General features: G+C 62.6%; 28 protein-coding genes. 15 read left to right on the plus strand and 13 right to left on the minus strand.

Going from position 1 to position 25,383, the window contains the following annotated elements; genetic code table 11:
* The first annotated feature begins 42 nt into the window (after positions 1-42).
* The 5 genes from U5822_RS10075 to U5822_RS10095 all read left to right on the plus strand — a co-directional run bounded on the left by U5822_RS10075 (position 43) and on the right by U5822_RS10095 (position 3,572).
* Positions 43-498, plus strand: a complete 456-nt coding sequence (locus tag U5822_RS10075; protein ID WP_322855493.1) for a metallophosphoesterase family protein — start codon at positions 43-45, stop codon at positions 496-498.
* 176 nt (positions 499-674) lie between these two features.
* Complete coding sequence (locus tag U5822_RS10080; RefSeq protein WP_322855494.1) at positions 675-2,165, plus strand: type VI secretion system PAAR protein; 1,491 nt, start codon at positions 675-677, stop codon at positions 2,163-2,165.
* The gene (locus tag U5822_RS10085; protein ID WP_322855495.1) at positions 2,155-2,553 is read left to right on the plus strand and encodes a hypothetical protein; all 399 of its coding nucleotides are present in this window, start codon (positions 2,155-2,157) and stop codon (positions 2,551-2,553) included. The genes U5822_RS10080 and U5822_RS10085 overlap by 11 nt, the downstream gene beginning before the upstream one ends.
* Before the next feature lie 119 nt (positions 2,554-2,672).
* Positions 2,673-2,975, plus strand: coding sequence for a hypothetical protein (locus tag U5822_RS10090; RefSeq protein WP_322855496.1), 303 nt, complete (start codon positions 2,673-2,675; stop codon positions 2,973-2,975).
* 147 nt (positions 2,976-3,122) lie between these two features.
* Entirely contained in the window at positions 3,123-3,572 is a 450-nt protein-coding gene (locus U5822_RS10095) for a hypothetical protein (protein WP_322855497.1), read from the plus strand.
* A gap of 27 nt (positions 3,573-3,599) precedes the next feature.
* Here the strand turns inward: U5822_RS10095 and lldD are convergent, their stop codons facing one another.
* Positions 3,600-4,739, minus strand: coding sequence for an FMN-dependent L-lactate dehydrogenase LldD (gene lldD, locus U5822_RS10100; RefSeq protein WP_322855498.1), 1,140 nt, complete (start codon positions 4,737-4,739; stop codon positions 3,600-3,602).
* 271 nt (positions 4,740-5,010) lie between these two features.
* Here lldD and U5822_RS10105 point away from each other — a divergent pair, with 271 nt between their 5' ends.
* The 3 genes from U5822_RS10105 (at position 5,011) to U5822_RS10115 (ending at position 8,266) form a co-directional block, all read left to right on the plus strand.
* On the plus strand, positions 5,011-5,781 hold the full coding sequence (locus U5822_RS10105; RefSeq protein ID WP_322855499.1) for a GntR family transcriptional regulator: 771 nt from the start codon (positions 5,011-5,013) through the stop codon (positions 5,779-5,781).
* Between the two features lie 75 nt (positions 5,782-5,856).
* Positions 5,857-7,650 (plus strand): DNA repair helicase RadD, encoded by a 1,794-nt coding sequence (gene radD / locus U5822_RS10110; protein ID WP_322855500.1) that lies wholly within the window; start codon positions 5,857-5,859, stop codon positions 7,648-7,650.
* 127 nt (positions 7,651-7,777) lie between these two features.
* The gene (locus U5822_RS10115; RefSeq protein WP_322855501.1) at positions 7,778-8,266 is read left to right on the plus strand and encodes an acyl-CoA thioesterase; all 489 of its coding nucleotides are present in this window, start codon (positions 7,778-7,780) and stop codon (positions 8,264-8,266) included.
* A gap of 8 nt (positions 8,267-8,274) precedes the next feature.
* Here the strand turns inward: U5822_RS10115 and U5822_RS10120 are convergent, their stop codons facing one another.
* Positions 8,275-8,688, minus strand: a complete 414-nt coding sequence (locus U5822_RS10120; protein ID WP_322855502.1) for a hypothetical protein — start codon at positions 8,686-8,688, stop codon at positions 8,275-8,277.
* 150 nt (positions 8,689-8,838) lie between these two features.
* On the opposite strand from U5822_RS10120, the gene U5822_RS10125 reads away from it, so the two are divergent.
* The gene (locus U5822_RS10125; RefSeq protein ID WP_322855503.1) at positions 8,839-9,621 is read left to right on the plus strand and encodes a helix-turn-helix domain-containing protein; all 783 of its coding nucleotides are present in this window, start codon (positions 8,839-8,841) and stop codon (positions 9,619-9,621) included.
* A gap of 97 nt (positions 9,622-9,718) precedes the next feature.
* Positions 9,719-9,943 carry a hypothetical protein gene (locus U5822_RS10130; protein WP_322855504.1) on the plus strand — a complete coding sequence of 75 codons (225 nt, stop codon included), beginning with the start codon at positions 9,719-9,721 and terminating at the stop codon, positions 9,941-9,943.
* Here U5822_RS10130 and U5822_RS10135 read toward each other — a convergent pair.
* Positions 9,934-10,758 (minus strand): nitrate- and nitrite sensing domain-containing protein, encoded by an 825-nt coding sequence (locus tag U5822_RS10135; protein WP_322855505.1) that lies wholly within the window; start codon positions 10,756-10,758, stop codon positions 9,934-9,936. The genes U5822_RS10130 and U5822_RS10135 overlap by 10 nt on opposite strands.
* Entirely contained in the window at positions 10,758-11,921 is a 1,164-nt protein-coding gene (locus U5822_RS10140; RefSeq protein ID WP_322855506.1) for a methyl-accepting chemotaxis protein, read from the minus strand. Before U5822_RS10140 ends, U5822_RS10135 begins: the two co-directional genes overlap by 1 nt.
* Positions 11,922-12,198: 277 nt before the next feature.
* On the opposite strand from U5822_RS10140, the gene U5822_RS10145 reads away from it, so the two are divergent.
* Positions 12,199-13,890, plus strand: a complete 1,692-nt coding sequence (locus U5822_RS10145; protein WP_322855507.1) for a methyl-accepting chemotaxis protein — start codon at positions 12,199-12,201, stop codon at positions 13,888-13,890.
* 81 nt (positions 13,891-13,971) lie between these two features.
* The gene (locus U5822_RS10150) at positions 13,972-14,388 is read left to right on the plus strand and encodes a polyribonucleotide nucleotidyltransferase (protein ID WP_322855508.1); all 417 of its coding nucleotides are present in this window, start codon (positions 13,972-13,974) and stop codon (positions 14,386-14,388) included.
* Between the two features lie 37 nt (positions 14,389-14,425).
* Here U5822_RS10150 and U5822_RS10155 read toward each other — a convergent pair whose 3' ends face one another.
* From U5822_RS10155 to U5822_RS10190, 8 genes are all read right to left on the minus strand, one after another.
* Positions 14,426-16,348 (minus strand): alpha/beta hydrolase family protein, encoded by a 1,923-nt coding sequence (locus U5822_RS10155; RefSeq protein ID WP_322855509.1) that lies wholly within the window; start codon positions 16,346-16,348, stop codon positions 14,426-14,428.
* 158 nt (positions 16,349-16,506) lie between these two features.
* On the minus strand, positions 16,507-17,226 hold the full coding sequence (locus U5822_RS10160; RefSeq protein ID WP_322855510.1) for a substrate-binding periplasmic protein: 720 nt from the start codon (positions 17,224-17,226) through the stop codon (positions 16,507-16,509).
* Positions 17,227-17,441: 215 nt separating this feature from the next.
* Complete coding sequence (locus tag U5822_RS10165; RefSeq protein WP_322855511.1) at positions 17,442-18,032, minus strand: NUDIX hydrolase; 591 nt, start codon at positions 18,030-18,032, stop codon at positions 17,442-17,444.
* A gap of 46 nt (positions 18,033-18,078) precedes the next feature.
* The gene (locus tag U5822_RS10170; RefSeq protein WP_322855512.1) at positions 18,079-18,576 is read right to left on the minus strand and encodes a DUF2780 domain-containing protein; all 498 of its coding nucleotides are present in this window, start codon (positions 18,574-18,576) and stop codon (positions 18,079-18,081) included.
* Between the two features lie 85 nt (positions 18,577-18,661).
* Positions 18,662-19,330: a glutathione S-transferase family protein gene (locus U5822_RS10175; RefSeq protein ID WP_322855513.1), complete on the minus strand. Its 669-nt coding sequence runs from the start codon at positions 19,328-19,330 to the stop codon at positions 18,662-18,664.
* A gap of 15 nt (positions 19,331-19,345) precedes the next feature.
* On the minus strand, positions 19,346-20,335 hold the full coding sequence (locus U5822_RS10180) for a DUF6635 family protein (protein WP_322855514.1): 990 nt from the start codon (positions 20,333-20,335) through the stop codon (positions 19,346-19,348).
* Between the two features lie 39 nt (positions 20,336-20,374).
* Positions 20,375-21,352, minus strand: a complete 978-nt coding sequence (locus U5822_RS10185) for a ribonuclease Z (protein WP_322855515.1) — start codon at positions 21,350-21,352, stop codon at positions 20,375-20,377.
* Positions 21,353-21,390: 38 nt separating this feature from the next.
* The gene (locus tag U5822_RS10190) at positions 21,391-22,329 is read right to left on the minus strand and encodes a sensor domain-containing diguanylate cyclase (protein WP_322855516.1); all 939 of its coding nucleotides are present in this window, start codon (positions 22,327-22,329) and stop codon (positions 21,391-21,393) included.
* A 103-nt stretch (positions 22,330-22,432) separates the two neighbouring features.
* On the opposite strand from U5822_RS10190, the gene U5822_RS10195 reads away from it, so the two are divergent.
* On the plus strand, positions 22,433-22,885 hold the full coding sequence (locus U5822_RS10195; RefSeq protein ID WP_322855517.1) for a GatB/YqeY domain-containing protein: 453 nt from the start codon (positions 22,433-22,435) through the stop codon (positions 22,883-22,885).
* A gap of 14 nt (positions 22,886-22,899) precedes the next feature.
* Here U5822_RS10195 and U5822_RS10200 read toward each other — a convergent pair whose 3' ends face one another.
* Complete coding sequence (locus U5822_RS10200; RefSeq protein WP_322855518.1) at positions 22,900-23,751, minus strand: hypothetical protein; 852 nt, start codon at positions 23,749-23,751, stop codon at positions 22,900-22,902.
* Between the two features lie 59 nt (positions 23,752-23,810).
* Between U5822_RS10200 and U5822_RS10205 the strand changes: the two genes are divergently transcribed.
* Together U5822_RS10205 and U5822_RS10210 are read left to right on the plus strand one after the other, a co-directional pair.
* Positions 23,811-24,506, plus strand: coding sequence for a VWA domain-containing protein (locus U5822_RS10205; protein WP_322855519.1), 696 nt, complete (start codon positions 23,811-23,813; stop codon positions 24,504-24,506).
* A gap of 45 nt (positions 24,507-24,551) precedes the next feature.
* Positions 24,552-25,280 carry a DnaJ domain-containing protein gene (locus U5822_RS10210; protein ID WP_322855520.1) on the plus strand — a complete coding sequence of 243 codons (729 nt, stop codon included), beginning with the start codon at positions 24,552-24,554 and terminating at the stop codon, positions 25,278-25,280.
* Positions 25,281-25,383 lie beyond the last annotated feature (103 nt).

Consider the following 25,383-nt stretch of genomic DNA (forward strand, 5'->3'; position numbering starts at 1 on the left):
AGGCATTCTCTTTCCGCACAACAGGTGAGCAAAGGCTGAACCATGAACATCGGCGTGATCGCAGATACCCACAGCAAAATGCGCCCCGAAGCCTTGGAGGCGCTGGCAGGCTCGGAGCTGATCCTGCACGCCGGTGACGTCGGGCGGGACGATGTGCTGGAGGCGCTGGAAGCAATCGCGCCGGTGGTGGCGATTCGCGGCAACATCGACAAAGCCGGTCGCGCCGCAACCCTGCCGGATAGTGAGGAATTGGAGTTCCTCGGCCACGCCTTCTACATGCTGCACGACGTCAAAACCCTCGATCTCGATCCCCGGGGCCGCTACCGCGTGGTGATCGCCGGCCATTCCCACAAACCCCGCAACGAATGGATCGATGACGTCCTCTACTTCAACCCTGGAGGCGCCGGGCCCCGGCGCTTCACGCTGCCGATTACGGTGGGGCGGTTGGTGGTGAGCGAGGCTGGTGTGGCTGGGGAGATTATTGAGCTGCCGGTGTGAGTGCTCTGTTTCCAGCAATGGTTGTGGCCTGAATTTGCCCATTCAGGTTCGAAAAGTTCGGCACATCTTTTTTCATGAAACTCGCTTAGCGTGACGCACTCGGTAGCCATTGAAGGCAACCTGCGACAAGATCGTGAATTCTCCCTCAAGGACTGAAGGAGCCATGGAGCAAAGGAATGACTAAAAGCGTCGTTTTACTGGGCGACCTGGGCACGGATCACGCCGGGTTCCCACCAACGCCGGTGATCGCCGGTTCACCGGATGTGTTGATCGACGGCAAACCGGTTGCCCGGGTTGGCGATCCTCTCGCGCCACACACCAAACCCAAGCATTCGACCCACCCCCGCACGATTGCGGCCGGCTCTGCCACGGTCCTGATCAACGGTATCCCCGCGGCGGTGACCGGCGGCGCGATTTCATGTGGCGGTGTCACCATGGGGAGTGGCAGTGTGATCATCGGTGATACCCATTCGCCCGCCCGATTCTCCGGTTTGTCTCCGCGTCCGGTAACCCAGGCGTCCAGGTTGGCGCCTTCCGCAAAGCGTGCGATTGCTAACCAAACCCCAGAGCCCCAGCGGGCTCTTAAGCACGAAGCGCTGGCCGAGAGCGGCCGTGGTGGGATAGCGGGTAGTACGGCTGTGTCTGGCCTGGCTGCTGGGCGTTCGGATAGCCCAACGCAGAAGGCCAGTGTGGAGCCAGGTTTTCACGTGGTTCAACGCCCGATGAACCGGAATGCCCTGCTGGCAGCTCTTTATGGTGATGCTTCCGCCAAGCCGGACAGCTTTGACCGTTTGAACCCCGGTTTGGGCGACCAGGTGCTCCCCGGTGAGATGATTGTTCTGGGTGACCCGGAGGCGAGCGCCTGCACTCTGGAAGAAGCGGATCTGATGGCCGTGGCCGAGCAGGTGAATGCCAAGGTGCGCTCGCTCAGTGCGGACGAGGCGCAGTTCCTCATCAAGCATTACGATCTATTGGAAGTCATCACCTCGACCAGCTCCGCAGGGCTTGGCGCTGGAGCAGTAATGGTCGCCAAGCAGCTCGATCACATCAAGGCAACGTTGATGGAGGTGGAGCGCCTGCATCAGGACAGCTACCGCAAGCATGGGCACCTGAACCATTCGGATTTCTTCGAAAAGCGCCGGGCGCTGTTCAAGAAGCTGGATTTCGCTCTGGGGAGTTTGGCGAAACGGGGCATGTCCCTGGATGATGATCCAAAGCTCAAGCGGGCACTGGGGTTGTCGTCGAAGAGTATTGTTCGTCATTGGAACAAGGCAGGGGTTGGAAATATCCCCGGCTACGCCACGCACTACGAACGAGTGGCGGCGGGCTCAAAGTACGTTCGTGGGGTGGGGTACCTTGGGATTGCATTGGATTCGTCTATGTCTGCACTCAAGATTCGTGAGGCGTGTAGGTCGGGCAGAGGTAGGGAGTGCCAGGCAGTTACATACCAGGAAGGGGGGAAATTGGTTGGGACAAGCGTCTTCGGAGCCCTAGGGGGAACAGCTGCCGGTGCATGCACCATGTTTGCCGTAACATCAGCAGGCATTGGCGGGATTGCCTGCGCCATACTGGTTGGAGGGGTAGGCGCGGCAGTGGGTGCCTCTGGGGGAGCCCAGGTGGGTGAGGCGTCGGGTGAACTACTTCGAGAATCAATTCATGAGCAGTGAGTTATTAACCGCCGTTGCAGAGAAAATTATGGTTTTTTCTATGCTTGGAGGGTTTTTTCTGCTCATTTTGATTCTGACTTTTTTCTTCCCGAAAGTGAGAGAGATTGAAGGCCACATCTCGACACCGGGTAAACAGCTAGATGGCATCAGGATTATTTGGGGGAATGGGCCTATTGGACGTTGGATGAGGGTGGTGCACGTCTATTTCTTCTTCGTCTTCCGAAATCTTCCTCGTATAGGCCCTAGGATTGAATCCAGGATGGGGGATGAGCGCGAAGCTCTGCCAAACGGCCTGAAGCTCTGGGTGCTCTTGCCTGTCTCCATTCTTTTCATCTTAGGGGCCAGTTCGATTCTGGCGGCTTGGTATCTGGGAGTCTTCTCAAGCTAGCGCCTCACACCGTCTTTTTGATTCTCGCCTTACTGTTTTTCCTGTCAGGTTGGTATCTTGGGACATTCGACTAGCGTAACGGGTCGTCCTTCTCCATTGACAACAACCAAGAGTACGCCATGAAATATCTGATCGTCGGGATTATCGCCGTCATCGCCGCGTTTCTGATCTGGCGAAGCAAGCAAAGCACGAACCCTGCGGAGCAGGCCTGTGCCATAGCGATCGGCGAGCTCCTCAAGTCCAATCCGGATGCTGACCCCCAGTCCATCGCCGACCTCTTTGTGCAGCATGAGATCGCGGGATCCCGGTGTCAGAGCGTGGGCCGGATGGTGATGCCGCAGTTGCGGAAAAACGGTCTGAAGCCTGAGGACGCCAGGATTGCGATGCGGCAGGTGAGGGCGGCCTACCCGCTGGTTCCCTAGGGAAGGGCAAGCTGAATCTCGCTGACTTCGGCCGATGCAAGCGCTGGTCATCCCGGGCCGAAAGACGCGTTGTGACGGCTTCGTCGATCCAGGCGGTGCTTCCGGTGACATAATCCTGCCTTCCAGTAACACCCACGGAGCGATGCCATGCCCCTGGCTGAGAAGATCTGCCTGTCTGCCGCTTTCCTGTTCTTTATGACGGGCCTGCTCACCGGCATCTGGAAGTACCGGCACATGGCCCGGAGCGAGGAGGCCAGCTCGCCGGTGTACGTGGATATCGCCCACCGCAGTTCCCTGCTGTACAGTTTCGCGGCCTTGTTGCTGGCGGCGTTCAGTGCCCACAGTGTGTTCGCCGGCTGGGTCAACACCATCGCGGCGCTGGCGGCCCTGGTGTTCTTCGCCTTCGCCATTGCCACCTATATCATCCATGGCCTGCTGCAGGACACCGACAATCAGCTCCGTCGCCCGCATCGGCTGGGCAAGCGGCTGCTTCCACCCTGGCTGATCGGGGCGTTCATGACCCTGTTGATTGTGGGGGAGGTAGGCGGGGCGCTGGTGCTTGGCACCGGCGCCATGCTGGGGATCTGGGGCAGTTAGGGCGGGGCTCGACGCCCCGTCCGATTTTCAGGCGTCGCGCACCAGCAGGTCGGCATTGATCTCGCTGATCGATTTGGCGCCAGTCAGTACCATGGCGACGCGCATTTCCTTTTCGATCAGTTCCAGCAGGTTACTGACACCGGCCTGACCGTCGGTGGCCAGGGCGTAGATGAAGGCGCGGCCGAGCATGGTGCAGTCGGCGCCCAGCGCCAGCATGCGCACCACATCCAGGCCGGTGCGGATGCCGGAATCCACCAGGATTTTCAGGTCGCCCTTGACCGCGTCGGCGATGGCCGGCAGCGCACGGGCGCTGGACGGCACGCCGTCGAGCTGTCGGCCGCCGTGGTTGGATACCACGATGCCGTCGGCGCCGAAGCGCACGGCGTCGCGGGCATCGTCCGGGTCCAGAATGCCTTTGATGATCATTGGGCCATCCCAGAACTCGCGAATCCACTCAAGATCTTTCCAGGAGATGGACGGGTCAAAGTTGTTGCCCAGCCAGCCGATGTAGTCTTCCAGCCCGGTCGGGTTGCCGCGGTAGGCGGAGATGTTGCCCAGATCGTGCGGCTTGCCGAGCAGACCCACGTCGTAGGACCAGCGCGGGTGCGTCATGGCCTGCAGGTAACGGCGCATGGCCGCGTTGGGGCCGCTCATGCCCGAGTGGGCGTCCCGGTAGCGGGCGCCGGGCACCGGCATGTCGACGGTGAACACCAGAGTTTTTACACCGGCGGCCTTGGCGCGCTCCAGCGCGTTCTTCATGAAGCCGCGGTCTTTCAGCACGTAGAGCTGAAACCACATGGGGCGGTCGATCGCCGGCGCGACTTCCTCAATCGGGCACACCGACACGGTGGACAGGGTAAAGGGAATGCCCTTGGCATCCGCCGCCCGCGCCGCCTGCACCTCGCCCCGGCGGGCGCACATGCCGGCCAGGCCGATTGGCGACAGAGCCACCGGCATGCTCAGGGTCTCGTCGAACAGCTTGGTTTCCAGGCTCAGGTCTTCCATGTTTTTCAGGACGCGCTGACGCAAGGCGATGTCGGACAGATCCTCGACGTTGCGCTTGAGCGTGTGCTCGGCGTAGGCGCCCCCATCGACGTAATGGAACAGGAAGGGCGGCAGGCGACGCTGGGCGGCGGCGCGGTAGTCGGTCGAGGCGGAAACGATCATCGCAGAGTCCTCATGGGTTCTTGAGCAAGCCGCGCCCCTTGCCGGCTGGTCCTCGTAGGAAGAGCGGGCCATTCATTGCTTAAGCAAAGGCGCGTCAATTGGTAATACCAATTTATAGCAGTTGGTGCAGTAGATTAGAAAACCATCAATGGTGTGTCAAACACGCAAATGTAGACTTTGGTACAGGCGTGGATATTCGGCTTGATCAACGGGCGGTCACTGGTTAACCTTTTCTGTAAATTGGTCAGACCAAAATAGGGCAGAAGCGGAAATGGGGCAGATTCGCCAGCACCGACTCTCCGACAACATCGTCGAGCAGCTGGAAACCATGATTCTGGAGGGCACGCTGCAGCCGGGGCAGCGTCTGCCGGCGGAGCGTGCGCTGGCGGAGCGGTTTGGTGTGTCGCGGCCGTCGGTGCGTGAGGCGGTGCAGAAGCTGGTGGCCCGGGGCCTGTTGACCAGCCGTCAGGGCGGTGGCAACTATGTCAGTGACTCCCTGGGCTCAAGCTTCAGTGACCCGCTGCTGAACCTGATTGAGGGCCGCCCCGATGCCCAGCGTGACCTGCTGGAGTTTCGTCACACCCTGGAAGCGGACTGCGCCTATTACGCCGCCCGGCGTGCCACCGACCTCGACCGTCAGCAACTACAGGAAGCCTACGATGAGCTGCAGGCCTGCTACGCCCGCGAAGGCCAGGCGAGCCGAGCCGAGGAAGGTGCCGCTGACGCGCGCTTTCATCTGGCCATTGCCGAGGCCAGCCACAACCTTGTGCTGCTGCACACCATTCGCGGTCTGTTCGATCTGCTCAAGCGCAGTACCGTGACCAACATCGGGGGCATGTACGCCCTGCGCAGTGAAACCCGACACACGCTGGTGGCCCAGCACCAGGCCCTGTTCGACGCCATCATGGCGGGCCGCGCCGAGGATGCCCGCCGCCTCGCCGGCGAGCACATCAACTTTGTCCAGGACATGCTGGAGGAACGCGAGGAAGAAAACCGCCGGCTGGCCCGCGCCCAGCGCCGGGAGCGCCCGGCTAGCCAGTAAGTCCCTGTCAGCCAACGGCGGCACTATTTGCTACTATGGCGCCCCTCCACCCCGACAGCGATTGACCACAACCCCATGACTGCTCCGTTCACATTGCGGCCGTACCAACAGGAAGCGGTTGATGCCACCTTGCGGCACTTCCGCAGATCGGACGAGTCGGCGGTAATTGTGCTGCCGACCGGAGCGGGGAAGAGTCTGGTCATTGCCGAGTTGGCCCGGCTCGCCAAACGCAAGATCCTGGTGCTGACCCACGTCAAAGAGCTGGTGGAGCAGAATCACGCCAAGTACCAGAGCTACGGTCTGACGGGGGGCATTTTCTCGGCCGGGCTGAAGCGCAAGGACAACCAGCATCAGGTCACCTTCGCCAGTGTGCAGTCGGTGTCGGCCAATCTGGACCAGTTCCGGGACCAATACTCCTTGGTGATCATCGATGAGTGCCATCGGGTCAGTGGCGAGGAGACCAGCCAGTATCAGCGCATCATTGAGCTGCTGCGGCAGCAGAACGACGCGTTGAAAGTGCTCGGGCTGACCGCCACCCCCTACCGTCTGGCCATGGGCTGGATCTACCGCTACCACTACCGGGGCTTTGTTCGTGGCTCTGAGGAAGAGCACGATAAACCCTTTCAGCATTGCATCTACGAGTTGCCACTGAGCTACATGATCAACCGGGGCTTTCTCACCAGGCCCGAGCTGGTGAACGCGGCGGTGGCGCAGTACGACTTCTCCGCCCTGCCCAGGGACCGCTTCGGGGAGTACGCCGAGAAAGACGTGAACCAGCTGTTGGGCAAGCACCAGCGGGTGACCCGCGCCATCATTGAGCAGGTGATGGAGCTGGCCGACGAGCGCCAGGGTGTGATGATCTTCGCGGCCACGGTGGCGCACGCCCGGGAGATCACCGGCTATCTGCCGCAACAGCAAACCGCACTGGTCACCGGCGCGACCGATCTGGCCGAACGGGAGCGGCTGATCCAGCAGTTCAAACAGCGGCGGTTGAAGTACCTGGTGAACGTGTCTGTGCTCACCACCGGCTTTGACGCACCCCACGTCGATTTCATCGCCATCCTTCGCCCGACCCAGTCGGTCAGCCTGTATCAGCAGATTGTGGGCCGGGGGCTGCGTCTGGACGCCGGCAAACAGGATTGCCTGGTGGTCGATTACGCCGGCAATAGCGTGAACCTGCATCACCCGGAGGTGGGAGAGCCGAAACCCAATCCCGACAGAGAACCGGTGCAGGTGTTTTGCCCGGGCTGCGGCTTTGCCAACATCTTCTGGGGCAAAACCGACGGTGACGGCCGGGTGGTCGAACACTACGGGCGCCGGTGCCAGGGAGTGTTAGAGGACCCTGTAGGCCCCGCAGAGGCGGGCACTACCCAGGCGAAAACGCCGCGCCCGGAGCAATGCGATTACCGGTTCCGGTTCAAGGAATGCCCCCACTGCAGTGCCGAGAACGACATCGCGGCCCGCAACTGCCACCAGTGCCACAAGGCCATCATCGACCCGGATGACCAGCTTCGGGATGCCCTGAAACTCAAGGACGCCCTGGTGATCCGTTGTGCGGGCATCAGCCTGAGTGACCGCGGCAGCAAGCTGAGGCTCACCTACCACGGCGAGGATGGCGAAGAGCTCAGCGAGTCCTTTGATTTCAGCAAGCCGGCCCAGCGCAGCGTCTTCAACAAACTGTTTGGTCGACGGTTCGCCAGCAGCCAGGCGCCGAAGGCGTTCACAACAGCCGACCAGGTGCTCGAGTTCCAGGCGCTGTTGCCTGCGCCGGATTTTGTCATTGCCCGCAAACAGAAGCATTACTGGCAGGTGCAGGAGCGGATCTTTGATTACCAGGGCGGTCGTCGCAAAGCGAACGCGCTGTCCTGAACCTCATGCCGAAAACACTGAGCCCCGGTGCGTCGCCTCCGTGATGCCCCCTCGGGACAAAAGTCTAGGTGATCCGGCTGGGGCGTCTGGGCCTATACTGGAGGCCCCGACACAGGAAGCGCGCGCGATGGAACTCGAATCGACCACACTGACCATGACCGTCCTCATGACGCCGGACATGGCCAACTTCTCCGGCAATGTCCACGGTGGAGCCCTGCTCAAGTACCTGGATGAAGTGGCGTACGCCTGCGCCAGCCGTTACGCGGGCACCTATGTGGTCACCTTGTCGGTGGACCAGGTGATGTTCCTGCAGCCGATTCACGTGGGGGAGGTGGTCACCTTCCTGGCGAGCGTGAACTTCACCGGGCGCACCTCCATGGAAATCGGCATCAAGGTGATCACCGAAGACATCCGCAAGAAACTGGTCAGGCACACCAACAGCTGTTTCTTCACCATGGTCGCCGTGGACGACAACGGCAAAGCCGTGCAAGTGCCCATGCTCGAACCCCGTACCGATGATCAGATCCGGCGGTTTGCCAACGGCCAGCAACGACGGGCGATTCGGATCGAGTTGGCGGAGCGCTACAAGGCGCTCCAGTCCTCGTCGGACAGCTGAGGGCGTCGTTAACGGTGAGACGCTGCGGTCAGCCCCGGCTGGCTGCCAGCCACCCGTTTCATCCAGGCCATGTCCAGCGGCACCAGTACGTTCAGGGCAAACAGCACCCAGCCGAGCGGCTGCAGCGTCGCCGCGAACCACACCATGAGGGCCAGGGACAGCAGGGCCCAGGTCACATCCACGGCAATCATCAGGTTGAAAAAGCGCGCCTGCCACCGCTGGTTCAGGGCCATGGCGGTCATGTCCACGCACCACAGCAGCATCACAAGGCCGACCACCTGGTAAAAGGTGGCGCCGGGGCCGCCCGCCCACTGGGCAATGGGGCCGGAGGCCAGGATCAGCGCCAGGGCCAGGGGCGTTGAGAGGAACACGTCGCTCAGGATGATTTGCTTCACGCTGAATTGGCGGACGATGTTTTTCATGGGGTCACCTCATTCGGGTTTCACAAAGGGTTGGACTACGCTACAAAGCTTCTACCGGGGTGGTGATAGGCTCAATTACCTGTGAGGTAATGGTGCGGCTTACCCGCGCTCGCGATAATGGCTTGGCATTCGGACAAGACAGGGACCCCAATGAGCGCCTTCGGAACGCTGTTCAGAGAAATGCGGCAGGGCAAGCGCCTGAGCCAGATGGATTTCGCCCTGGCCTGCGAGGTCTCGGCCAAGCACATCAGCTTCCTGGAAACCGGCCGCAGCCAGCCGAGCAAGGGCATGGTTCTGCATCTGGCGCAGATGCTGCAAACCGATCTGGCCGGCACCAATCGCCTGCTGTCGGCCGCGGGCTACAGTCAAGTCTATTCCGATCAGGACCTGAACGCCCCTGGCATGGCCATGATCAAGGACGCCCTCGATCACCTGCTGCAGGCGCACCTGCCGTACCCTGCGGTGGTGTTCGATCACGAGTACTCCCTGGTCATGGCAAATCAGGCCATGCAGGCGATGATGCTCAGACTGGTGCAGCTGGGCGCCCAGCTTCCGGCCCGGCCCAACTTCCTGCTGGCCCTGCTCGATGACAAGGGCATCAAGCCCTTCGTCGGCGACTGGGAGAACATCGCCTGCCACATGCTGCAGCGCATCTACCACGAACATCTGGCCGGCCCGTTTCGCGACCAGCCCAATCGGTTGCTGGAGCAGGCGCTGACGATCCCGGGCGTGCCGGAGCACTGGAAAAGCCACGTGGTGGAGCACCTGGACTACCCGGCGATACCCTTCACCCTGAACCTGGGCGAACAACCGCTTCGAATCTTCTCGACCATCGCCACCATCGGCACGCCGCTGGACGTCACCGCGCAGAACTTGCGGATCGAGCATTTCTTTCCGATGGATGAGAGCACCAAGGCCTACTGGCAGGCGTGATGCGTCGGCAAGGCACGGGAGTGTTGCCAACGGCCCCGATTGAACACATCATGCGGCAGTTGCGCTGACCTACCACCGAGATGCCCCGGGGCCCGAGATGATCAAACCAAGCTGTTACAGCTGCCGCAAGAGATTTGAGCCGGCCGAGCTGCGCCTGCACTACTCGAAAAACTACTGCCAGCCCTGCGGTGTCGGTTTGTTTGGCGACGACTACGCCCGTTTTCCGGAGAAGCCCAGCCCCACCACCCGCCGGAATCTGGCGGTTCATCTGGCCGTGCTGGTCCTTGGCGCGGCGGCATTCTGGCTCTGGTTTCAGGCCTGATACCGGCCCTGCAGCATCCGCAGCATTTCATCCACCACCGCAAACTGGGCACTGATGGTCTGGCTGGCCTGGTCGAAATAGGCGCTGGCCGGCAGCTTCGGTGCCGCCTCTGACAGAAATTCGGTCTCGATCACCGACAGCAGGGTGCTGACGGTCCGGCTCGCTTCCTGCAACGAGCCCAATCCGCCCTGGTTCTGGCTCTGCAGCGTGTTGTGGGCCACGGCCGACAACGCCTGGATCCGCTCGCACAGAAAGCTCAGCCGGATCCGCTCCACCCCGGTGCTGTTACCCGCCGCCGCGATGCCGGTACCCAGGGCCCGTGCCTGTCCCAGCCATTCGGTGGTGTAGAGCAATTCCCGCCATAGAGTGCCGACGCCGTCGCCCGGGTGGCTCAGAAACAGCAGTTGGTAGCGGGCGGCGATGTCTTCGATCAGTTGCAGCAGGTTGGCGATCAGCTGGTTGTGCTGTTTCAGGTTGTCGCTGACCGGCAATGACAGGGCCGTGCGCTCTAGCCGGGACCAATGGTCGGTGAACGACACCCAGCGTTCGTGCTCGACCAGACTGGTCGCGTCCAGGCCGTTCAGGTTGGTGCGAATCGTCGCCCGGGTCTGTTCCAGCTTCGGTTTCAGCGAGTGGTCGCCGCCCAGGTAGCCGGTGCTCAGGCCCCGATGTTGTTGCAGGTGTTCGAGCAACTGCCTCAGGCTCTTGAGCTGGGCGAGGCCCTGGGCGCGCCGGGCCGAGTTTTGCCAGGGTTTCTTGAACGCCAGGATCAAGACCAGGAACAGGGTGACAGCGGCGGCAATCAATAGGTCCATCAGCGTGCGCCTCCGGCGGTGGTGGGTTCGGTGATGGCGGCGGTCAGGCCCTGGATGTGCTGGACGATCAGGTCGGTCTCCTCGGTCGCCCGGCCATTGGCGTCAATGCGCTGGTGGGTGGTGTCCACCTGGGTCGCGATCTCCCGAACGGCGAGATCCTGCTCCCGGGCATTGTGGGCCACCGAGGCCACCTGCTCGTTCATATGCAGGGCGTGGGTCTGGATATGTTCCAGGCACTCCTGCACCGCCCGGGTGTCGGCGACGCTGTCCCGGGCCTGCTGCAGCAACCGGTCCATTTGCTGATGCGTGGCCTCGATGTTGGCCCGGACACCGGCGATGTTGGTGCCGATGCTGGCGGCCGACTGATGGCTGCTGTTGGCCAGATCCCGGACTTCATTGGCAACCACGGCAAAGCCCCGGCCATTGTCCCCGGCCCGGGCCGCTTCGATGGCGGCGTTCAGGGCGAGCAGGTTGGTCTGTTCGGCGATGTGACTGATGGTGGCGGTCATGTTGGTGACCGACTGGAACTGATCGAGCAGCTGGGTCATCAGCTCGGTGGTTTGTTTGGCATCGGCGGCCATGCCGGCGATGGTGTCGCTGGCGGTGGCCAGGCGGCTGCCCCCTTCCTGAATCAGGTCGCGCACCTGCGCGCTGGCCTGTTCCGACGCCTGGGCGTTACGGGCCACTTCGGCAATGCTCTGGCTCATCTCCTCGACCGCCGCCGAGGTGGCGGCCGAAGCCTGGCGCTGCTCGCTGGCGCCGAGCGCGATTTGCTGGCTGCTCTGGGACAGCTCGCCGGTGGCGTGGGCGATTTCCGCCAGGCGGTCGGTCAGCCGCTGCTCCCGGCGTTCGCTGTCGCGCAGGGTATCAGCCACGGATTGGGCGAGTGGCGCCAGCAGGGTAAGCCGGGTGTCGAGCAGGCGGTAATCCCGGTCTCGGGCCTGGTTCCGGCAGCCGGCGATCAGGGCGTCGGCGTCTTTTTGCATCAGCAGTAACCAGGCCGTGGTCAGGTAGCTGGCCAGGACCACCAGGGCCAGCCCCGCGGCCATCAGCCCCAGCACTGTCAGGGAAAGTCCGGCCAACAGAGCCAGGGTGCTGACGGTGATGGCTGTTCGCCGGCCAAGGCGGCCGGCCAGGGCCGCAGGGTACAGCAATGGATTCATGGTGCGTCCTCGCGATGGGTCGGGGCGTCCAGGGCCCCCTGCGAGATATGCCGAGCAAGATGCATACCGTGCAGGCCTGCCCCGTGTGTACCGGTTTGGCGCACGGGTGGCCCCGGCGGGTGCGCTGAAATGGGGCGCGGGCCGGAGGGTAAGGCAGGTGATCCGCTTTAAAAGGGGGCAGGTACACTCCTAGGATGGGTTACTGCTTTTGGGATGAAGTTCTGGCTATGGTGGCCGATAACCTCATCACAGGAATTCTGCAGAGGACATAACAACAATGATTGCATCGAATTCAGAACGCGCGCCGTGGCTGCCGTTGATTGGCCGTTTCCATCATCTGCTGGTTTTGCTGCTGTTCGCGCTGGCGGTGGCGCTGCCCGGGTTTGCCCTGACGGGGTTGGTGGTGGCGGTACTGGTTACGCTGGCGGGCTGGTGGCTCGGGGCTGGCCGGTTCAGCCGTGAGGAGGCACCGGCTCCGGCGAGCGCCACTCAGTCCGGCGAGGTGCTGGACATCTCCGAGGACCAGCCGGTCGGCGCTGGCCAGGCCGGGCGCATTGCCCGGGAGCACAATGAACTGCTGGCCAGCATGCGCGGCGCCCTGTCGGACCTGCGCCACCATGCGGTGCAGGTGGCGGTGCAGTCGGCGCGGCTGCGTAAGCTCACCGGCGAGGCCCAGCAGAGTGCCACCAAGCAGGAGGAGGTGTCCCAGCTCATTGCCCAGTCCAGTGGCGAGGGAGCCACGGCCCTTGAGGACATTACCGAGCGCACCGGGTCGGTGTCGGAGCTCAATTCCCGCAACCTGGACGGGGTGCGCGAGTCCAACGAGGCGCTGTCCCAGGTGGCCGAGCGCATCCGCGAGGTAAACGACCAGCTGCAGAACTTCCGCGAGACCGTGGCCGGGTTGAGCGAGAGCGCGGGCAAGATTGGCAAGATCCTGGAAATGGTGCAGGGCTTTTCCGACCAGACCAATTTGCTCGCCCTCAACGCCGCCATTGAGGCGGCCCGGGCCGGGGAGGCCGGCCGCGGTTTTGCGGTGGTGGCGGACGAGGTGCGCCAGCTGGCCCAGAAAATCGCGTCGGCCACCGGCGACGTGCACGAGATCATCAGCGACATGGACGCCCGGGTCGGGCGCACGGAAAAGGACACCGAGCAACTGCTGGTGCAGACCGATCAGGCCCGGGAAGAGGTGACCTCAACCGCCGCCCAGTTCGACAACATGCTGCAGTACATCGAGCAGGCGCACGCGGAGCTGCTGTCCATCACCTCGTCGGTGGAGGAGGTCAGCATCACCAACCGCCAGGTGCACGAGCATGGCAACGAGATCCATGATCTGGGCCGGGAGTTGGCGAAGGAAATTGCCGAGTCAGACGCCTTCTCCGAGCAGCTTCGCAAGGCCACCGAGGCCTCCATGGAGTTGCTGGCCCGCTACCGGATCGGCCGGGGCGCCTTCGAAGAGATCCTGGAGGCCCGTCAGCAACTGGCGGCGGAGGTCGAGCAACGGCTGACCGAACTGGCCCGGCAGGGCGTTGATATCTTCGATCGGCGTTACGAGCCGATTCCAAACACCTCGCCCCAGAAATACCGCACCAGCTTCTCCGATCGCTTCAAACGCGAGTTCCAGGACCTGACCGACCAGAGCAAGGAGCGCTTCACTGGCACCGTCTACAGCCTGCTGGTGGACGTGAAAGGCTACATTCCCGTGCACCACCGGGCCACGTCCCAGCCGCCCACCGGCGACCCGAATAAAGACCTGCTCTACAGTCGCGACCAGCGGCTGTACAACAGCAACGAAACCGAGACCCGACGGGCCAGCCACACCGAACGGTTCCTGCTGCAGACCTACATCCGGGACACCGGCGAGATCCTGAACGACCTGTCGATTCCGGTGTATGTGGATGGCAAGCACTGGGGCGCGGTGATCATGGGGTTCAATCCGGACCTGCTGCTGGCCGGTGACGGCCGCGGCTGACCGGCGCCCGCATTGCCCCGCGGTTGGGGCATGTGCGAGTCTGGTGCAGGTGTTTGTTTTTAAAGCGCAAAGGAGAAAACAATGAACAGCAAGGTTAAGAAGTCTGTCGCACTGTCTGTTGTCGCCGGGTTTTCACTGCAGCTCGTCGCCTGTGGCACGATTCTGTACCCGGAGAGAAAGGGCCAGACCTCGGGCCACCTGGACCCCGGCGTGGTGATCCTGGATGGCATCGGCTTGCTGTTCTTCCTGATTCCCGGGGTCATTGCCTTCGCGGTCGATTTCAGCAACGGCACCATCTACTTGCCCGGTGGCACTGCGTCCCTGGATTCCGGCGAGGTGAATGCCGTGCAGATTACCGGTGAGATGACCAACGAAAAGATCGAGCAGGCCATTTTTGAACACACCGGCGAGCGGGTCAGCCTGGAGGACGATGCGGTTCAGGCCCGGGAAGAGACGATCACCCTGAGTGCGCTGAACCGGGAAGTGCGGTTTTTGTAGGGAGCGGACGCTCCCTATCCCAAGTATTGGAGCCCCTCTACAGCGCCTGTTGACCGTCCGGGGTCAGCAGGGGCAGGGCAACCTCGCCGCCCACGCTCACCGCGGTCGCCGCCAGGTCGCGGGAGAAGGCGCCGGTAAACGTCGGGTGCTGGCCGTACAGCAGCAGGACCAATTGATCCCCGGCGTTTAACCGTTCCGCGACGCCAACCATCTCAAAGGCGTGCTCGCCAAAGCCGCGAATCGGATGAACCTGTTCGTCGATCAGCTCGGGCAGGCCCACACCGCCCTTGATGACACCCACCCCAACGAACAGGATGGCATCGCAGGTGCCGGTCGAGAAGATTGGGTCGGATTCGTCCAGGCATTGCTCGTCGAGGCTCGACAGGGGGCTGCCCACGTTCAGGGTCGCAGTTGGAATGCCGGCAATCAGGCCGTCCTCCTCCAGGGTGGTCAGTGGCACGATGGTGGGCAACAAGCCGGACACACCGGTGAAGGCGGTCACTTCGATGGCGTTACTGGCCAGGTCGAATTCGACCGGGAAGCGGGCGCCGCCCACCGTCACCTCCGGAGTGGACACGGCATCGCCCGGGGTGAGGGTGTAGCAGATCTGGTTGCCGGTGGTGATGACGTTGTCCGCATCGCCCCGGTCCAGCAATTTGTCATTGAACCAGGCCACGGCCGCCTGATTGGCGCTGATGTCGCCGCAGCTGGCCAGGGTATTCAGCCCCGCGTTGGGCAATTCAGGCAGCGCCTCCAGATAGAAACCCAGATTGGCCAGGGTCTCCTGCACCAGGCCGGCGTTCGGGGCCAGGTAGTGGTGGCTGAACGGGTAGGTCAGCAGGCGCACATCGCCACCGGCAGCTTTCAGTACCTTGTAGTTTTCCCAGGCATCGTTGAACGGGAACAGGCTGTCGCGCATGCCCTGGAACATCAGCACGTCCACCGGGTAGGGGTTGCTCTGTGGGGTCTTGATGACGTAGCGGCCGTCGCTGGTGACCGGAATCCGGCCGGTGATGGGATCAAGCAGGTACTCCTGGGTGTTGCCGGCGTCAAACAGCTCCAGGCCGCGCTCGTTGTCCCAGAAATAGCTGGGGCTGTGGTAGTGGAAGAAATCCAGCGCCGGATCCGAAACGCCATGCTCGACAATGCCATTCACCAGGGTTGAGCGCAGATAGGGATCCATGGAACCGCCGGTTCCGGTATCGCCCACCAGCGACAGGAACGCCAGCCAGTAGTTCTTGGTCACGTTACCCGGGTTCAGGCTGTAAGTGAGGTCGTGCCAGGTGATGTGCGGCACCATGGCATCCATCCGCTGGTCGGGGTCGACGTTGTAGAGCAGGTATTGGAAGCCGCCGCCGTAGCTACCCCCGATTCCGCCCAGCAACAGGTTGTCGTCCCGGTACTTCAGGTAGTCCAGATGGCTTTCAGCCCAGTCCACGATCTGGACCAGGTCCTCGCCCTCGAAGTCCGGGTCCATCACCCGGATGTTGCCGCCACTTTCACCGTGCCCGCGCTGATCAATGCTGATGACGGTGAACCCCGCGGACACCAGGGGGGCGATGGGCGCCAGCGGATCATCGCCGGCGTCCGTGGAACGTGAGCCGCTGAATCCGTGCCCCTGGAGAATCAGGGGGTGCTCGGTCTGGCAATCGAACTGGGCCGGCTCGAACACCTGGAAAACGATGGCGGCACCGTCCACCCGCGAGGGCATTTCCACCCGGTAACTGCGGTTGCCGGTCAACCGCTCGCCCTGGTCGCAAGAGGCGTGGGCCAGCTCGCTGATGCTGTCGGTCAGAGGGCGGGCAATGGAGCGGGTGGAAGACTTGTCGTTGGTGCTGGCTTGCTCGGTGCTTTGCGACGAGGTGCCGGTGCCGTCGTCGGAACTGCCACCACCGCCACCGCAGGCGCCAAGCATGGCGGCGGTGATGCCGAGAACCAGGGCATGGATTCGATTGTTCATAGCTCTGCCTTTTGTGATTTTTTGTTGCAGCGTGTTTCGAACTGTGACGAAAACCACATTAGGGCGGAGGGCTCATCAAGGCGATGGCCAGAATGCCCCTGGGCGGGGACGCTTGAGTCAATCTGGAAGGGTGAGCGGAATACCGCTAGGGGCTGCGGTTACTGCAGCCAAGGCAGGTCCGGATGGCCGGGCTGGCTGAGTGCCTGGATCAATTCGTCGGGGTAGGTGCCGCGATAGTAGTGGGCCAGGGTGCCGTCCGTTTTCATCTGGTCGAGGGTGTCTTGCCAGAGGTTCACCGTGGCCTTGTCGGTGTCCCGGGATATGGCGATGTACAGGTATCGAATGGAGGTGATGTAGGCCAGCTCGACGTCGTCCGCGGAATACGCCGATTGGTCAAACAGCGGCAGGCGCCCGATGTCGCTGGTCACCCAGGCGTCGACGCGGCCGTGCATCAGCATTTCCAGGCATTGCTCGGGCATGGTGGGCTGTTCCAGGTTGGTGAAACCCAGAGCCGACAGGGATTCGCCGCCCGAGCCACCCCGATAGGCACAGATGCCGTCGAGCGATCGGGCATCGTCGAGCGTTTGGATGGCAACGCCATCGTCGCGACGGACAAAGAAACCGGTGGTGATGCGTTTGATCGGGCCGACCCAATGGAACTGGTCTTCGCGCAGTTCGGACCGGGTGGTTTCGAACAGGGCAACCTTGGGGCCTTTCTGCGCCATACGGTAACCCCGCGCCCAGGGCACCAGGGAAATGTCGCCCGGTGCGCCAACCCGTCGCATCAGTTCACGGACCAGTTCCGCCGTAGCGCCGGTGACGCGACCATTCTCATCAAGGTATTCACCCGGGGGCGAGTGCTCTGTTACGACTCGCATGGGTTCGGCGGACACCTGAGCGCAGATCAGTCCGATGGCTAGCAGAAGGCCCGCCCGTGCCACATTACCGACAGACAAATTCCAAGACATGCCCCACCCTACATCGCGGAAACCAGCGCGCCGTTCTGCACGGCCCACCCTCACGTTCTCGCAGCATAGCCAGCCTGGCAAGGCTTGTCTGCAAAATCACGCAAAAGGTGAAAAATTTAATCTTTTCACGGCCGTTTCGCCCTGGATGCCAGAAATTCCTGCAACATGCTGTAGCTCAGACCCCAGATGCAGTACCCCTGGTACCGGCAACAGGGCATGTTGAGGGTACCCAGCGGCGTGCGCCAGGGCAGACTGCCCTGGTTCTCTTCCGCCGCCAGATAATCCAGGGGCACCCACACCACCCGTTGGACCTCGTGGTTCAGCGTCACCGAGCGCGGCCCCCGCCACTCGTAGAGGTAAGGGGTGACCACCATGGGCCGCCAGCGGCTGTGATGGCGGGTCAGCAGGTCGGACAACCGGGCCCGGAACCGGCCGTGCTGGGTCAGGTCGACGCCGGTTTCCTCCAGGGTTTCCCGCTCGGCCGTCGCCCGCGGCGAGGCGTCCTCCGGCTGCATGCGGCCGCCGGGGAAGGCCATGTCGCCAGACCAGGGATCGCCTTCCCGGCGGGCGCGCTGGATGAACAGCAACTCGGTGCCACCGCTGGCGGCTCTTCGATAGATCAGCGCCACGGACGCGCGGGTCAGGTGTCTCCGGAAAGGCAATTCCTGAGGGCGCAGGGCCTGCGCCCATCGGCGGGGTGTCATGGAGGGCGTCATGGGGTGAGTCCTTGGTTGTCCGTCGCGCCCATGGGTCAGCCGGGCGTTAGCCGGCGGGCGTCCACAACCCCTGCAGTTTTCCCAGCATCGAGGCCCCGACGCCCTGGTCGCCCAGGAAACCGAGAATGATTGGCAGGAATTGCTGAATCATGGCCGGGTCCATGCCCAGGGCCGAGAACGCCGACTGCACCCCATCCATGGTGGAGATGTTGGAGATCAGGCTCTTGCTCAGGCTGCTGCCGCCGCCCATCAGGCTGGAGAGGCCGGTGGCCTTGTCGGTCAGGTTGCTGATGGTGCCGGCGCCGAGCTGGTTCTTGGCGAGTTGCAGCATGGCCCCGGTGCCGCCCACAGCCTGGGACTGGGTCACGCCGAGCTGGTTCTGCAACTGGCCGACCAGTTGCTGGGCTTCGCCTTTTACCTGCGTGGCAGAGGTGAGGGCGGCGGAGCTTTTGGAGAGCGAGTCGTTCAGGCTGAAGGCATCGACCGCGGGGGTGAACAGGTAGATGCTGGAAACTAGGAGAAACTGCTTGAGGATGGCGTTCATTCGGAAATCCTTTCGCCGATGCGTTTAGGTTAGCAAGCTATATAAGGGCGCTGGCGCGGAATAAAATGCAGCGAACGAAGACACATCAGGCGAAGTCATACTCGCCGCCTTTCTTGAGCGCCGCCTGGTACGCCGGTCGGGCGTGTACCCGCTCCACCCATGCGGTGATGTTGGGCCGGTCCTTGCCGACGATGCCCCGGGCGACCGACGCTTCCAGCGGGAAGCTCATCTGGATGTCGGCGCCACTGAGTTGGTCGCCCAGGAACCAGGTGTGGTTGGCCAGGTGGTTTTCGACAAAATCGAGGTGGGTTTTGATCATCGGGCCGATGAAGATCTGGTTGGTCTTGTCGGAAATGCCCTTGGCCACCGGCTTGATGAAGAAGGGCATTGGGCTGGTTTTGACCTTTTCGAACACCAGGCGCATCACCAGTGGCGGCATCAGTGAGCCTTCGGCGTAATGCAGCCAGTAGGTATAGTCCAGCCAGGCCTGACCGCCGGCCTCGGGCAGCAGGCTGTCCTTGCCGTAGGTGTGGGCCAGGTATTCGATGATGGCGCCGGATTCGGCCACCACCAGATCGCCGTCGGTGAGCACCGGCGATTTACCCAGCGGGTGGATCTTCTTGAGGCTGTCGGGCGCCAGCATGGTCTTGGGATCGCGCTCGTAGCGCTGGATCTCGTAGGGCAGGCCGAGTTCCTCCAGCATCCAGAGAATGCGCTGGGAGCGGGAATTGTTCAGGTGGTGGACGGTGATCATGCCGAAACTCCTTGTTTAGATTAACCCCGACCGAATCATGTCGAAGGTGTCCAGAATGCGAGCCACGAACTGGTCTTTCGGGCGGAAACTGCTCTGGGTGCTGGCGGCCACGTCCCGTTCCAGGTGATCCAGCAGTTTGTGCAGGCGCCGTCGGTGCAGGCCGATTGCCGCCTGGACCGGATCGGATATTACCCCGGACAGGGCCGCAAACGCCGCCAGGGCCGCCATGACCGCAACCAGCACGCCGGCGGTGGTCGCCAGCGAGGGCTCCGGGGGGAATACGCTGTAATACCAGTTGCCGATGGTTTCCCCGAGAAAAAAATCTTTCGCGGCCAGGGTCTTGGCCAGCATGGACGCCAGCACCACCGCCAGGCCGATACCGCCGGGGGTAAATTTCTGAAAGGCGAAGGCGCCCAGCACGGTGCAGGAGATGCTGTTGGTGATGTCGGCCGAGGCCGTGCGGGTCACGCGGTACTGGCTCAGGGCATCCGCCAGAACCGGCTCGATCAGTTGGCTAAAGCGCTGGTGGTCTATCGGCTCGACCGCGTGCCGGGTGTACAACGCCTCCAGCGATTCGATCACATAGCTCTCCAGCAGCGTGGTCGCGGGTCCCTGGTGCTCGGGATGTTGGTGTTCGCGATTGTTGAGCAGGTCCTGCTGGATCAGCTGCGAGATGTGCGCCTGTACCCGGGTGGTAAAGCCGGCCGGTATCCGGTCAGCGAGCCTGTGCAGCCACTGCAGGCCTTGGCGTTTCCGAGTGAGGATCTTTACCAGGCAGGCCAGGGCATAGACCGGGGCCCAGAGCAGGTTGAAGGGGGCTCGCAGCATGTCCCAGCCCAGCGCCATCCGGTTGGTGGCGATGGCGCCGGGGTAGTGGAAATGGCGGTCGATGAACGCCGGCACCCGTGCCCGACAGTCGGCAAAGTACCGGGCCACGCCAGTCTGGATGGCGCGCTCGATCGCTACTTCGGACAGGTGCTGTGCGGGTGGTGCGGCTGTGGTCATGGCAGGTCTGGGCCGTGGGTTGTGCGAGCGACCATGGTATCAGGGATTGTCCGTCGTCAGGCAGCGCAGGGTCAGATCCTTCTCCAATCGATAGCTGTCGAAATCCCGGGCCAGGAACAGCTCGCCCCGGTAATGCCGCAGGGCTTCGGCCGCCAGTTGGTTGATGTGGGGCGCACCGCCCGGCCCGGACTGGTAGCGGGAACTGAAGTGGGTCAGCACCAGGTTGGGCAACTGGGCCTGCTGGGCGAAGCGCGCCACCTGTTCGGCGGAGCTGTGCTGGGGCCAGGGGCCGACCCGCTCGGACACGTCCTGGGTGTAGGTGGCTTCGTGGATCAGCGCGTGGCTGCCGGCACTGGCCTCGGCGAGCAGCGTCGGGTCGTCATTATCGCCGGCCACGATCAGGCGCCGGGCGACCCGGGGAATTTCGGTGTAGTCGTCGCTCCGAAGCAGTCGCCCATCGGCCAGGGTAACGTCCCGACCTTTCTGCAGCTCACCCCAGCTGGGGCCGGGCTCGATGCCGTCCTCGGTCAGTCTGTCCTGGCGCAGCTGTCGCTCCAGGTTTTGCTCCGTGAACACGTAGGCCCGGCAGGGCACCCGATGGGACAGGGCCACGTTGGTGACCGCAAAATGCTCGTCCTGCCAGCGAAAATCCGCCGCCTCGGAGTCGATGAAATTGACCGGGTAGCTCAGGCTGGAGTCGCTGTTCTCCAGGGTCGAGGTGACGAACCGGTGGGTTTGGACCGGGGCAATCAGGTCCAGCGGTTCGGTGCGCCCGAGCATGGAGGCGCTGGTGAGCAGCCCCGGCAGGCCGAAGGTGTGGTCACCGTGGATGTGGGTGATGAAGATCGCCCGCAGCTGCATCACCGAGTAGTGCGCGCGCAACAGCTGGTGCTGGGTGCCCTCGCCACAGTCCACCAGGTACCAGGGCCTGGGGCCCGAGGGCGCTAACGCCAGTGCGGTGACGTTGCGGGCCCGGGTGGGTGTGCCCGCCGAGGTGCCCAGAAAGGTGAATTCCATGGTGTCTCAGTGCTTGTCGGGTGAGTCGAAAACCGGTGTTAATCGGCCTCGGTGCGTGTCAAAGCGTCTTGCGATACCACGCAATTGCGCCCTGCTGCTTTGCCGGCGTAGAGGGCTTCGTCGGCGCGCTTCATTATTGCGTCGGAGGTGCGGTCCATGGACGAGAAAGTCGCAACGCCCAGGGTGACCGTAGCATGGAATCTGCGTTCTTCGACTCGAAACTCCATACGCTCAATGTGTTGACGAATGCGCTCCGCAAATGCCACCGCACTCTCCAGATTGGTATTCGGCAGAATGATGGCAAACTCTTCGCCACCGATTCGACAGCCAACGTCCAGCGGGCGCAGTTCTTTCTGGATCATGCTGGCGACGTTAACGAGCACGATATCGCCCCCCGCATGACCAAACTGGTCGTTAATATGTTTGAAATGGTCAAAATCAAACATAATTACAGATGTCGGCAAGCCAGAGCGAAGGAAGCCGGAACGTTGGGCCTCCAGGCGAGTCTTGAAATGTTTTCGGTTGTAGAAACCGGTCATCTCGTCCGTCAGGGAATCCAGGGTCAGCCGGTCCTCAAGCTCCCTCTGGTAGGTAACATCCCGAATCAGTGCCATGGCTACAGTGACGCCATCCAGGGTGATTCTGTTGATCATGATATCTACCGGCACTTCAGTACCATCCGCGCGTACGCCGGAAAAGCGCTTTTGGGCTCCCATGGGGCGGTTTACAGGTTTTTGGAAATAGGCATCGACTTTCTGACGGTGCTTTCCGCGATGAAGTTCAGGGATGATTGTCATCAAGTCGGCGCCCTTGAGAACATCGACTGGATAGCCGAACATCTCTCCGGTTCGGGAGTTAACCAGTACTATTTTGTGGTCTGCGTTTACAATAACTACCGCGTCGGGCAGCGACTCAATGAATGGCAACAGATGCTCGGAGGTCGTGACGAGTTGATTGTTATTTTTCTTGGTGGGCATTGGCCGGAATCCCGAGAACAAGTCATGAATGCACATTCATTACTATAAGCGCCCTGATGCCGAATTCTACCTTTTTCTCAACACACTGAGCAGGAGCCCTACCATGGCGGAATCATCACTCAAGGACCAACTGAACAGCGCGGTAAAAAATGCCATGCGGGCGAAGGACAAAGGGCGGCTGGTGACCCTGCGCATGGCCCAGGCGGCGGTCAAGCAGATCGAGATCGATGAGCGTCGGGAACTGGCCGACGAGGATGTGCTCAAGGTGCTGGAGAAGATGCTCAAGCAACGCCGAGACGCCGCCAGTCAGTACGACGATGCCGGCCGTACAGAGCTGGCGGATAAGGAGCGGGCCGAAATGGAGATCCTTGAGGAGTTCATGCCTGCCGCCCTGACCGAGGACGACCTGGACGCCCTGATCCGCTCCTCAATCAACGCCACCGGCGCCCAAGGCATGCAGGACATGGGCAAGGTGATGAACGACCTGCGCCCGCAGGTGTTGGGTCGTGTCGATATGGGGCAGTTGAGCAAGAAGGTGAAGGCGGCGCTGGCGTAGACCGAAATCACGGGCTACCAGTCGAGCCGAATGCGCCCGAACAACGCATCGCCCAGGGTTCGATCCACGGTGCCCAACCCCAGATCCCGATATTCCACGCGCGTGTCCAGGCTTCCGCCCAATCCTAGTGTGACCCCCGGCCGCCAGCGGCGAGCCGGGCTGACCCGATAGGTCAGCTCCGCCCGCCACTCGCACAGGTAGAGCGCGCTTTGCACGGCCCGATCCGAGTCCAGGGTGGCCCAGCGATCGCCCACGCGCTCGATCCGAGCGGCCAGCTTCTGGCCCGGGCTCTGCCAGCGCAGCAACACCGGCAGGTCCACCAGCCAGTGGCCATGGCCGGTTGTTGAGGCCCAGCGCAGCCGGGGCAGCCAGCCAAACGACCCGAACCGGTGATCGCCGCCAATCCCGACGCTGAACGGTGAGCCGTCGGCCATGGCCCGGAAGGCCGCGACCTGGCCATTCACCGCTTTGTGGTGAAAATCCTGATACTTGAACATGTTGGAGGTGCCGGCCAGGCCGGCGCGAGCTGCCATGCGGTAACGTCCCCACTGCCATTGGCCGCCGGCGGTGACCCGATGCAGGTGGCCGTTGTGGGCGGGTTCGCCGGCGCGCAGGCGCAGGGGTTGGTAATCGTAATCGAGACCCAGGTCGCCACCTGTGACCTGGCGGCGCCAGCCCAACGCGCGCTGGGATCGGCTCACCTCGCTGGCGGAGGTGGCATGCTCGGGCCAGTCGTAGGCTTGCCAGTGGCGGTAGGACAGGTACCAGGCCTCCGAGGCTTTGGCCGCGCCGGAGGCAGCCAGGGCGGCCAGCAGAGCCAGCGCCAGTGGGTAACGCCCGGGTGTTCGCGAACCTGTGAAATGCATGGGATTTGCCCTACGCTTGTAGCCATAACCTGGCCAGTGCAAGCGGTGTCCAAACGCCTATGTCCGACAAAGAACTGCGCACCAAATCTGACAAGCAATCCATCGATCAGTTTATCCATCAGGTCCAGAAATTGCCCAAGGGTGGCGCTGGGCAGGGGCGGCTGCTGTTTGCCCTGGATGCCACCGCCAGCCGAGAGGCCACCTGGGACCAGGCCTGCCACCTGCAGAGCGAGCTGTTTCTGGCGGCGCAGGATCTGGGCGGGCTGGCCATCCAGCTGTGTTATTACCGGGGCTTCCGCGAGTTCAAATCCACCCGCTTCGTCACCGAGACCAGTCAGTTGCTGAACCTGATGAACGGGGTCACCTGCCTGGGAGGGCACACCCAGATCAGCCGGGTGCTGGCCCACGCTGTCAAGGAGACCCGGGCGGAGCCGGTGAAGGCGGTGATTTTCATTGGCGACTGCTGCGAGGAGCCGGTGGACGAGCTGTGCCACAGCGCGGGCGAGCTTGGCATGCTGCGCACCCCGGTGTTCATGTTTCACGAGGGCAACGATGCCCACGCCCGGGCGGTGTTCCAGCAGGTGAGCAAGCTCTCCGGCGGGGCGTACGCGCCGTTCGATCGCAACAGCCCACAGATGCTGAAGGATCTTATGGCCGCGGTTGCGGTCTATGCGTCCGGGGGCGCCAAGGCCCTGGAGGATTTTTCCAGCCGCAGTTCGGCCGAGGTGAAGCGCCTGAGCAAGCAGATCCGATAGCGCGTAAGACATTGATAGCATGGGTCAATCAGCCCGGAGTACTGAGTGCAGATAACGCTACTGTTTCTTGTGATGGCGCTGTTTGCAGCCTTGTGGCTGCGCAGCCTGCCGCGTAACCGGCGCGGGCCCGCGGCCATTCGGCTGGCCTTGATGGTGGGGATCGTGATTGTAGTGCTGCTGGCGGTGACCGGTCGGCTGCATTTCATTTTTGCCCTGGCCGCGTTCCTCTACCCCCTGCTGCGCCGGGTGCTGCCGGCGCTGTTGATGGGGCGCATGGCTGGCGCTGGCAATGGCGGCGCCAAGGCCAAGCCGGGCAATCAGTCCCATGTGTCCGGCGACATTCTGGAGATGACCCTGGATCACGACTCCGGTGCCATGAGCGGCAAGGTCACCAAGGGCCCCATGGCCGGTCGGGAACTGTCGGAGCTGAGTGAGCCGGAGTTCCTGGAATTGCTGCGCTATTGCCGGCAGCACGATGAGGACTCCGCCCGGCTGCTGGAAACCTACCTCGACCACCGCTTCGGCGACTCCTGGCGCGCCGATGCCGAGGCCGACGCCGCGGGCGAATCCGCCGGTACCAATGGCTCGGGCAATGGCTCTGGTCCGCTGACCGAAAGCGAAGCTCTGGATATTCTCGGTCTCGAGCCCGGCGCCAGCCGGGAAGACATCATCCAGGCGCATCGCCGGATGATGCAGAAAGTGCACCCGGACCACGGTGGCAGCAATTACCTGGCCGCCCGCATCAATGAAGCCAAGGAGTGTCTGTTGGATTAGGCAACGGATGGTCTTAAACGCCGCGCCATAGACCTGGATCAAGTTAGCCGGCGTGCCTTTGTACTATGCTTTAAAAAGCGCTTCTGCTGGCTAGCCTGTCACC

Source organism: Marinobacter qingdaonensis, from assembly GCF_034555935.1.
Taxonomy (GTDB): Bacteria; Pseudomonadota; Gammaproteobacteria; order Pseudomonadales; family Oleiphilaceae; genus Marinobacter; species Marinobacter qingdaonensis.

What these genes read in the sequence shown, in the direction of transcription:
- U5822_RS10075 (WP_322855493.1), top strand. Translation starts at nt 43, where the DNA reads ATGAACATCGGCGTGATCGCAGATACCCACAGCAAAATGCGCCCCGAA.
- U5822_RS10080 (WP_322855494.1), top strand. Translation starts at nt 675, where the DNA reads ATGACTAAAAGCGTCGTTTTACTGGGCGACCTGGGCACGGATCACGCC.
- U5822_RS10085 (WP_322855495.1), top strand. Translation starts at nt 2,155, where the DNA reads ATGAGCAGTGAGTTATTAACCGCCGTTGCAGAGAAAATTATGGTTTTT.
- U5822_RS10090 (WP_322855496.1), top strand. Translation starts at nt 2,673, where the DNA reads ATGAAATATCTGATCGTCGGGATTATCGCCGTCATCGCCGCGTTTCTG.
- U5822_RS10095 (WP_322855497.1), top strand. Translation starts at nt 3,123, where the DNA reads ATGCCCCTGGCTGAGAAGATCTGCCTGTCTGCCGCTTTCCTGTTCTTT.
- lldD (WP_322855498.1), bottom strand. Translation starts at nt 4,739, where the DNA reads ATGATCGTTTCCGCCTCGACCGACTACCGCGCCGCCGCCCAGCGTCGC.
- U5822_RS10105 (WP_322855499.1), top strand. Translation starts at nt 5,011, where the DNA reads ATGGGGCAGATTCGCCAGCACCGACTCTCCGACAACATCGTCGAGCAG.
- radD (WP_322855500.1), top strand. Translation starts at nt 5,857, where the DNA reads ATGACTGCTCCGTTCACATTGCGGCCGTACCAACAGGAAGCGGTTGAT.
- U5822_RS10115 (WP_322855501.1), top strand. Translation starts at nt 7,778, where the DNA reads ATGGAACTCGAATCGACCACACTGACCATGACCGTCCTCATGACGCCG.
- U5822_RS10120 (WP_322855502.1), bottom strand. Translation starts at nt 8,688, where the DNA reads ATGAAAAACATCGTCCGCCAATTCAGCGTGAAGCAAATCATCCTGAGC.
- U5822_RS10125 (WP_322855503.1), top strand. Translation starts at nt 8,839, where the DNA reads ATGAGCGCCTTCGGAACGCTGTTCAGAGAAATGCGGCAGGGCAAGCGC.
- U5822_RS10130 (WP_322855504.1), top strand. Translation starts at nt 9,719, where the DNA reads ATGATCAAACCAAGCTGTTACAGCTGCCGCAAGAGATTTGAGCCGGCC.
- U5822_RS10135 (WP_322855505.1), bottom strand. Translation starts at nt 10,758, where the DNA reads ATGGACCTATTGATTGCCGCCGCTGTCACCCTGTTCCTGGTCTTGATC.
- U5822_RS10140 (WP_322855506.1), bottom strand. Translation starts at nt 11,921, where the DNA reads ATGAATCCATTGCTGTACCCTGCGGCCCTGGCCGGCCGCCTTGGCCGG.
- U5822_RS10145 (WP_322855507.1), top strand. Translation starts at nt 12,199, where the DNA reads ATGATTGCATCGAATTCAGAACGCGCGCCGTGGCTGCCGTTGATTGGC.
- U5822_RS10150 (WP_322855508.1), top strand. Translation starts at nt 13,972, where the DNA reads ATGAACAGCAAGGTTAAGAAGTCTGTCGCACTGTCTGTTGTCGCCGGG.
- U5822_RS10155 (WP_322855509.1), bottom strand. Translation starts at nt 16,348, where the DNA reads ATGAACAATCGAATCCATGCCCTGGTTCTCGGCATCACCGCCGCCATG.
- U5822_RS10160 (WP_322855510.1), bottom strand. Translation starts at nt 17,226, where the DNA reads ATGCGAGTCGTAACAGAGCACTCGCCCCCGGGTGAATACCTTGATGAG.
- U5822_RS10165 (WP_322855511.1), bottom strand. Translation starts at nt 18,032, where the DNA reads ATGACGCCCTCCATGACACCCCGCCGATGGGCGCAGGCCCTGCGCCCT.
- U5822_RS10170 (WP_322855512.1), bottom strand. Translation starts at nt 18,576, where the DNA reads ATGAACGCCATCCTCAAGCAGTTTCTCCTAGTTTCCAGCATCTACCTG.
- U5822_RS10175 (WP_322855513.1), bottom strand. Translation starts at nt 19,330, where the DNA reads ATGATCACCGTCCACCACCTGAACAATTCCCGCTCCCAGCGCATTCTC.
- U5822_RS10180 (WP_322855514.1), bottom strand. Translation starts at nt 20,335, where the DNA reads ATGACCACAGCCGCACCACCCGCACAGCACCTGTCCGAAGTAGCGATC.
- U5822_RS10185 (WP_322855515.1), bottom strand. Translation starts at nt 21,352, where the DNA reads ATGGAATTCACCTTTCTGGGCACCTCGGCGGGCACACCCACCCGGGCC.
- U5822_RS10190 (WP_322855516.1), bottom strand. Translation starts at nt 22,329, where the DNA reads ATGCCCACCAAGAAAAATAACAATCAACTCGTCACGACCTCCGAGCAT.
- U5822_RS10195 (WP_322855517.1), top strand. Translation starts at nt 22,433, where the DNA reads ATGGCGGAATCATCACTCAAGGACCAACTGAACAGCGCGGTAAAAAAT.
- U5822_RS10200 (WP_322855518.1), bottom strand. Translation starts at nt 23,751, where the DNA reads ATGCATTTCACAGGTTCGCGAACACCCGGGCGTTACCCACTGGCGCTG.
- U5822_RS10205 (WP_322855519.1), top strand. Translation starts at nt 23,811, where the DNA reads ATGTCCGACAAAGAACTGCGCACCAAATCTGACAAGCAATCCATCGAT.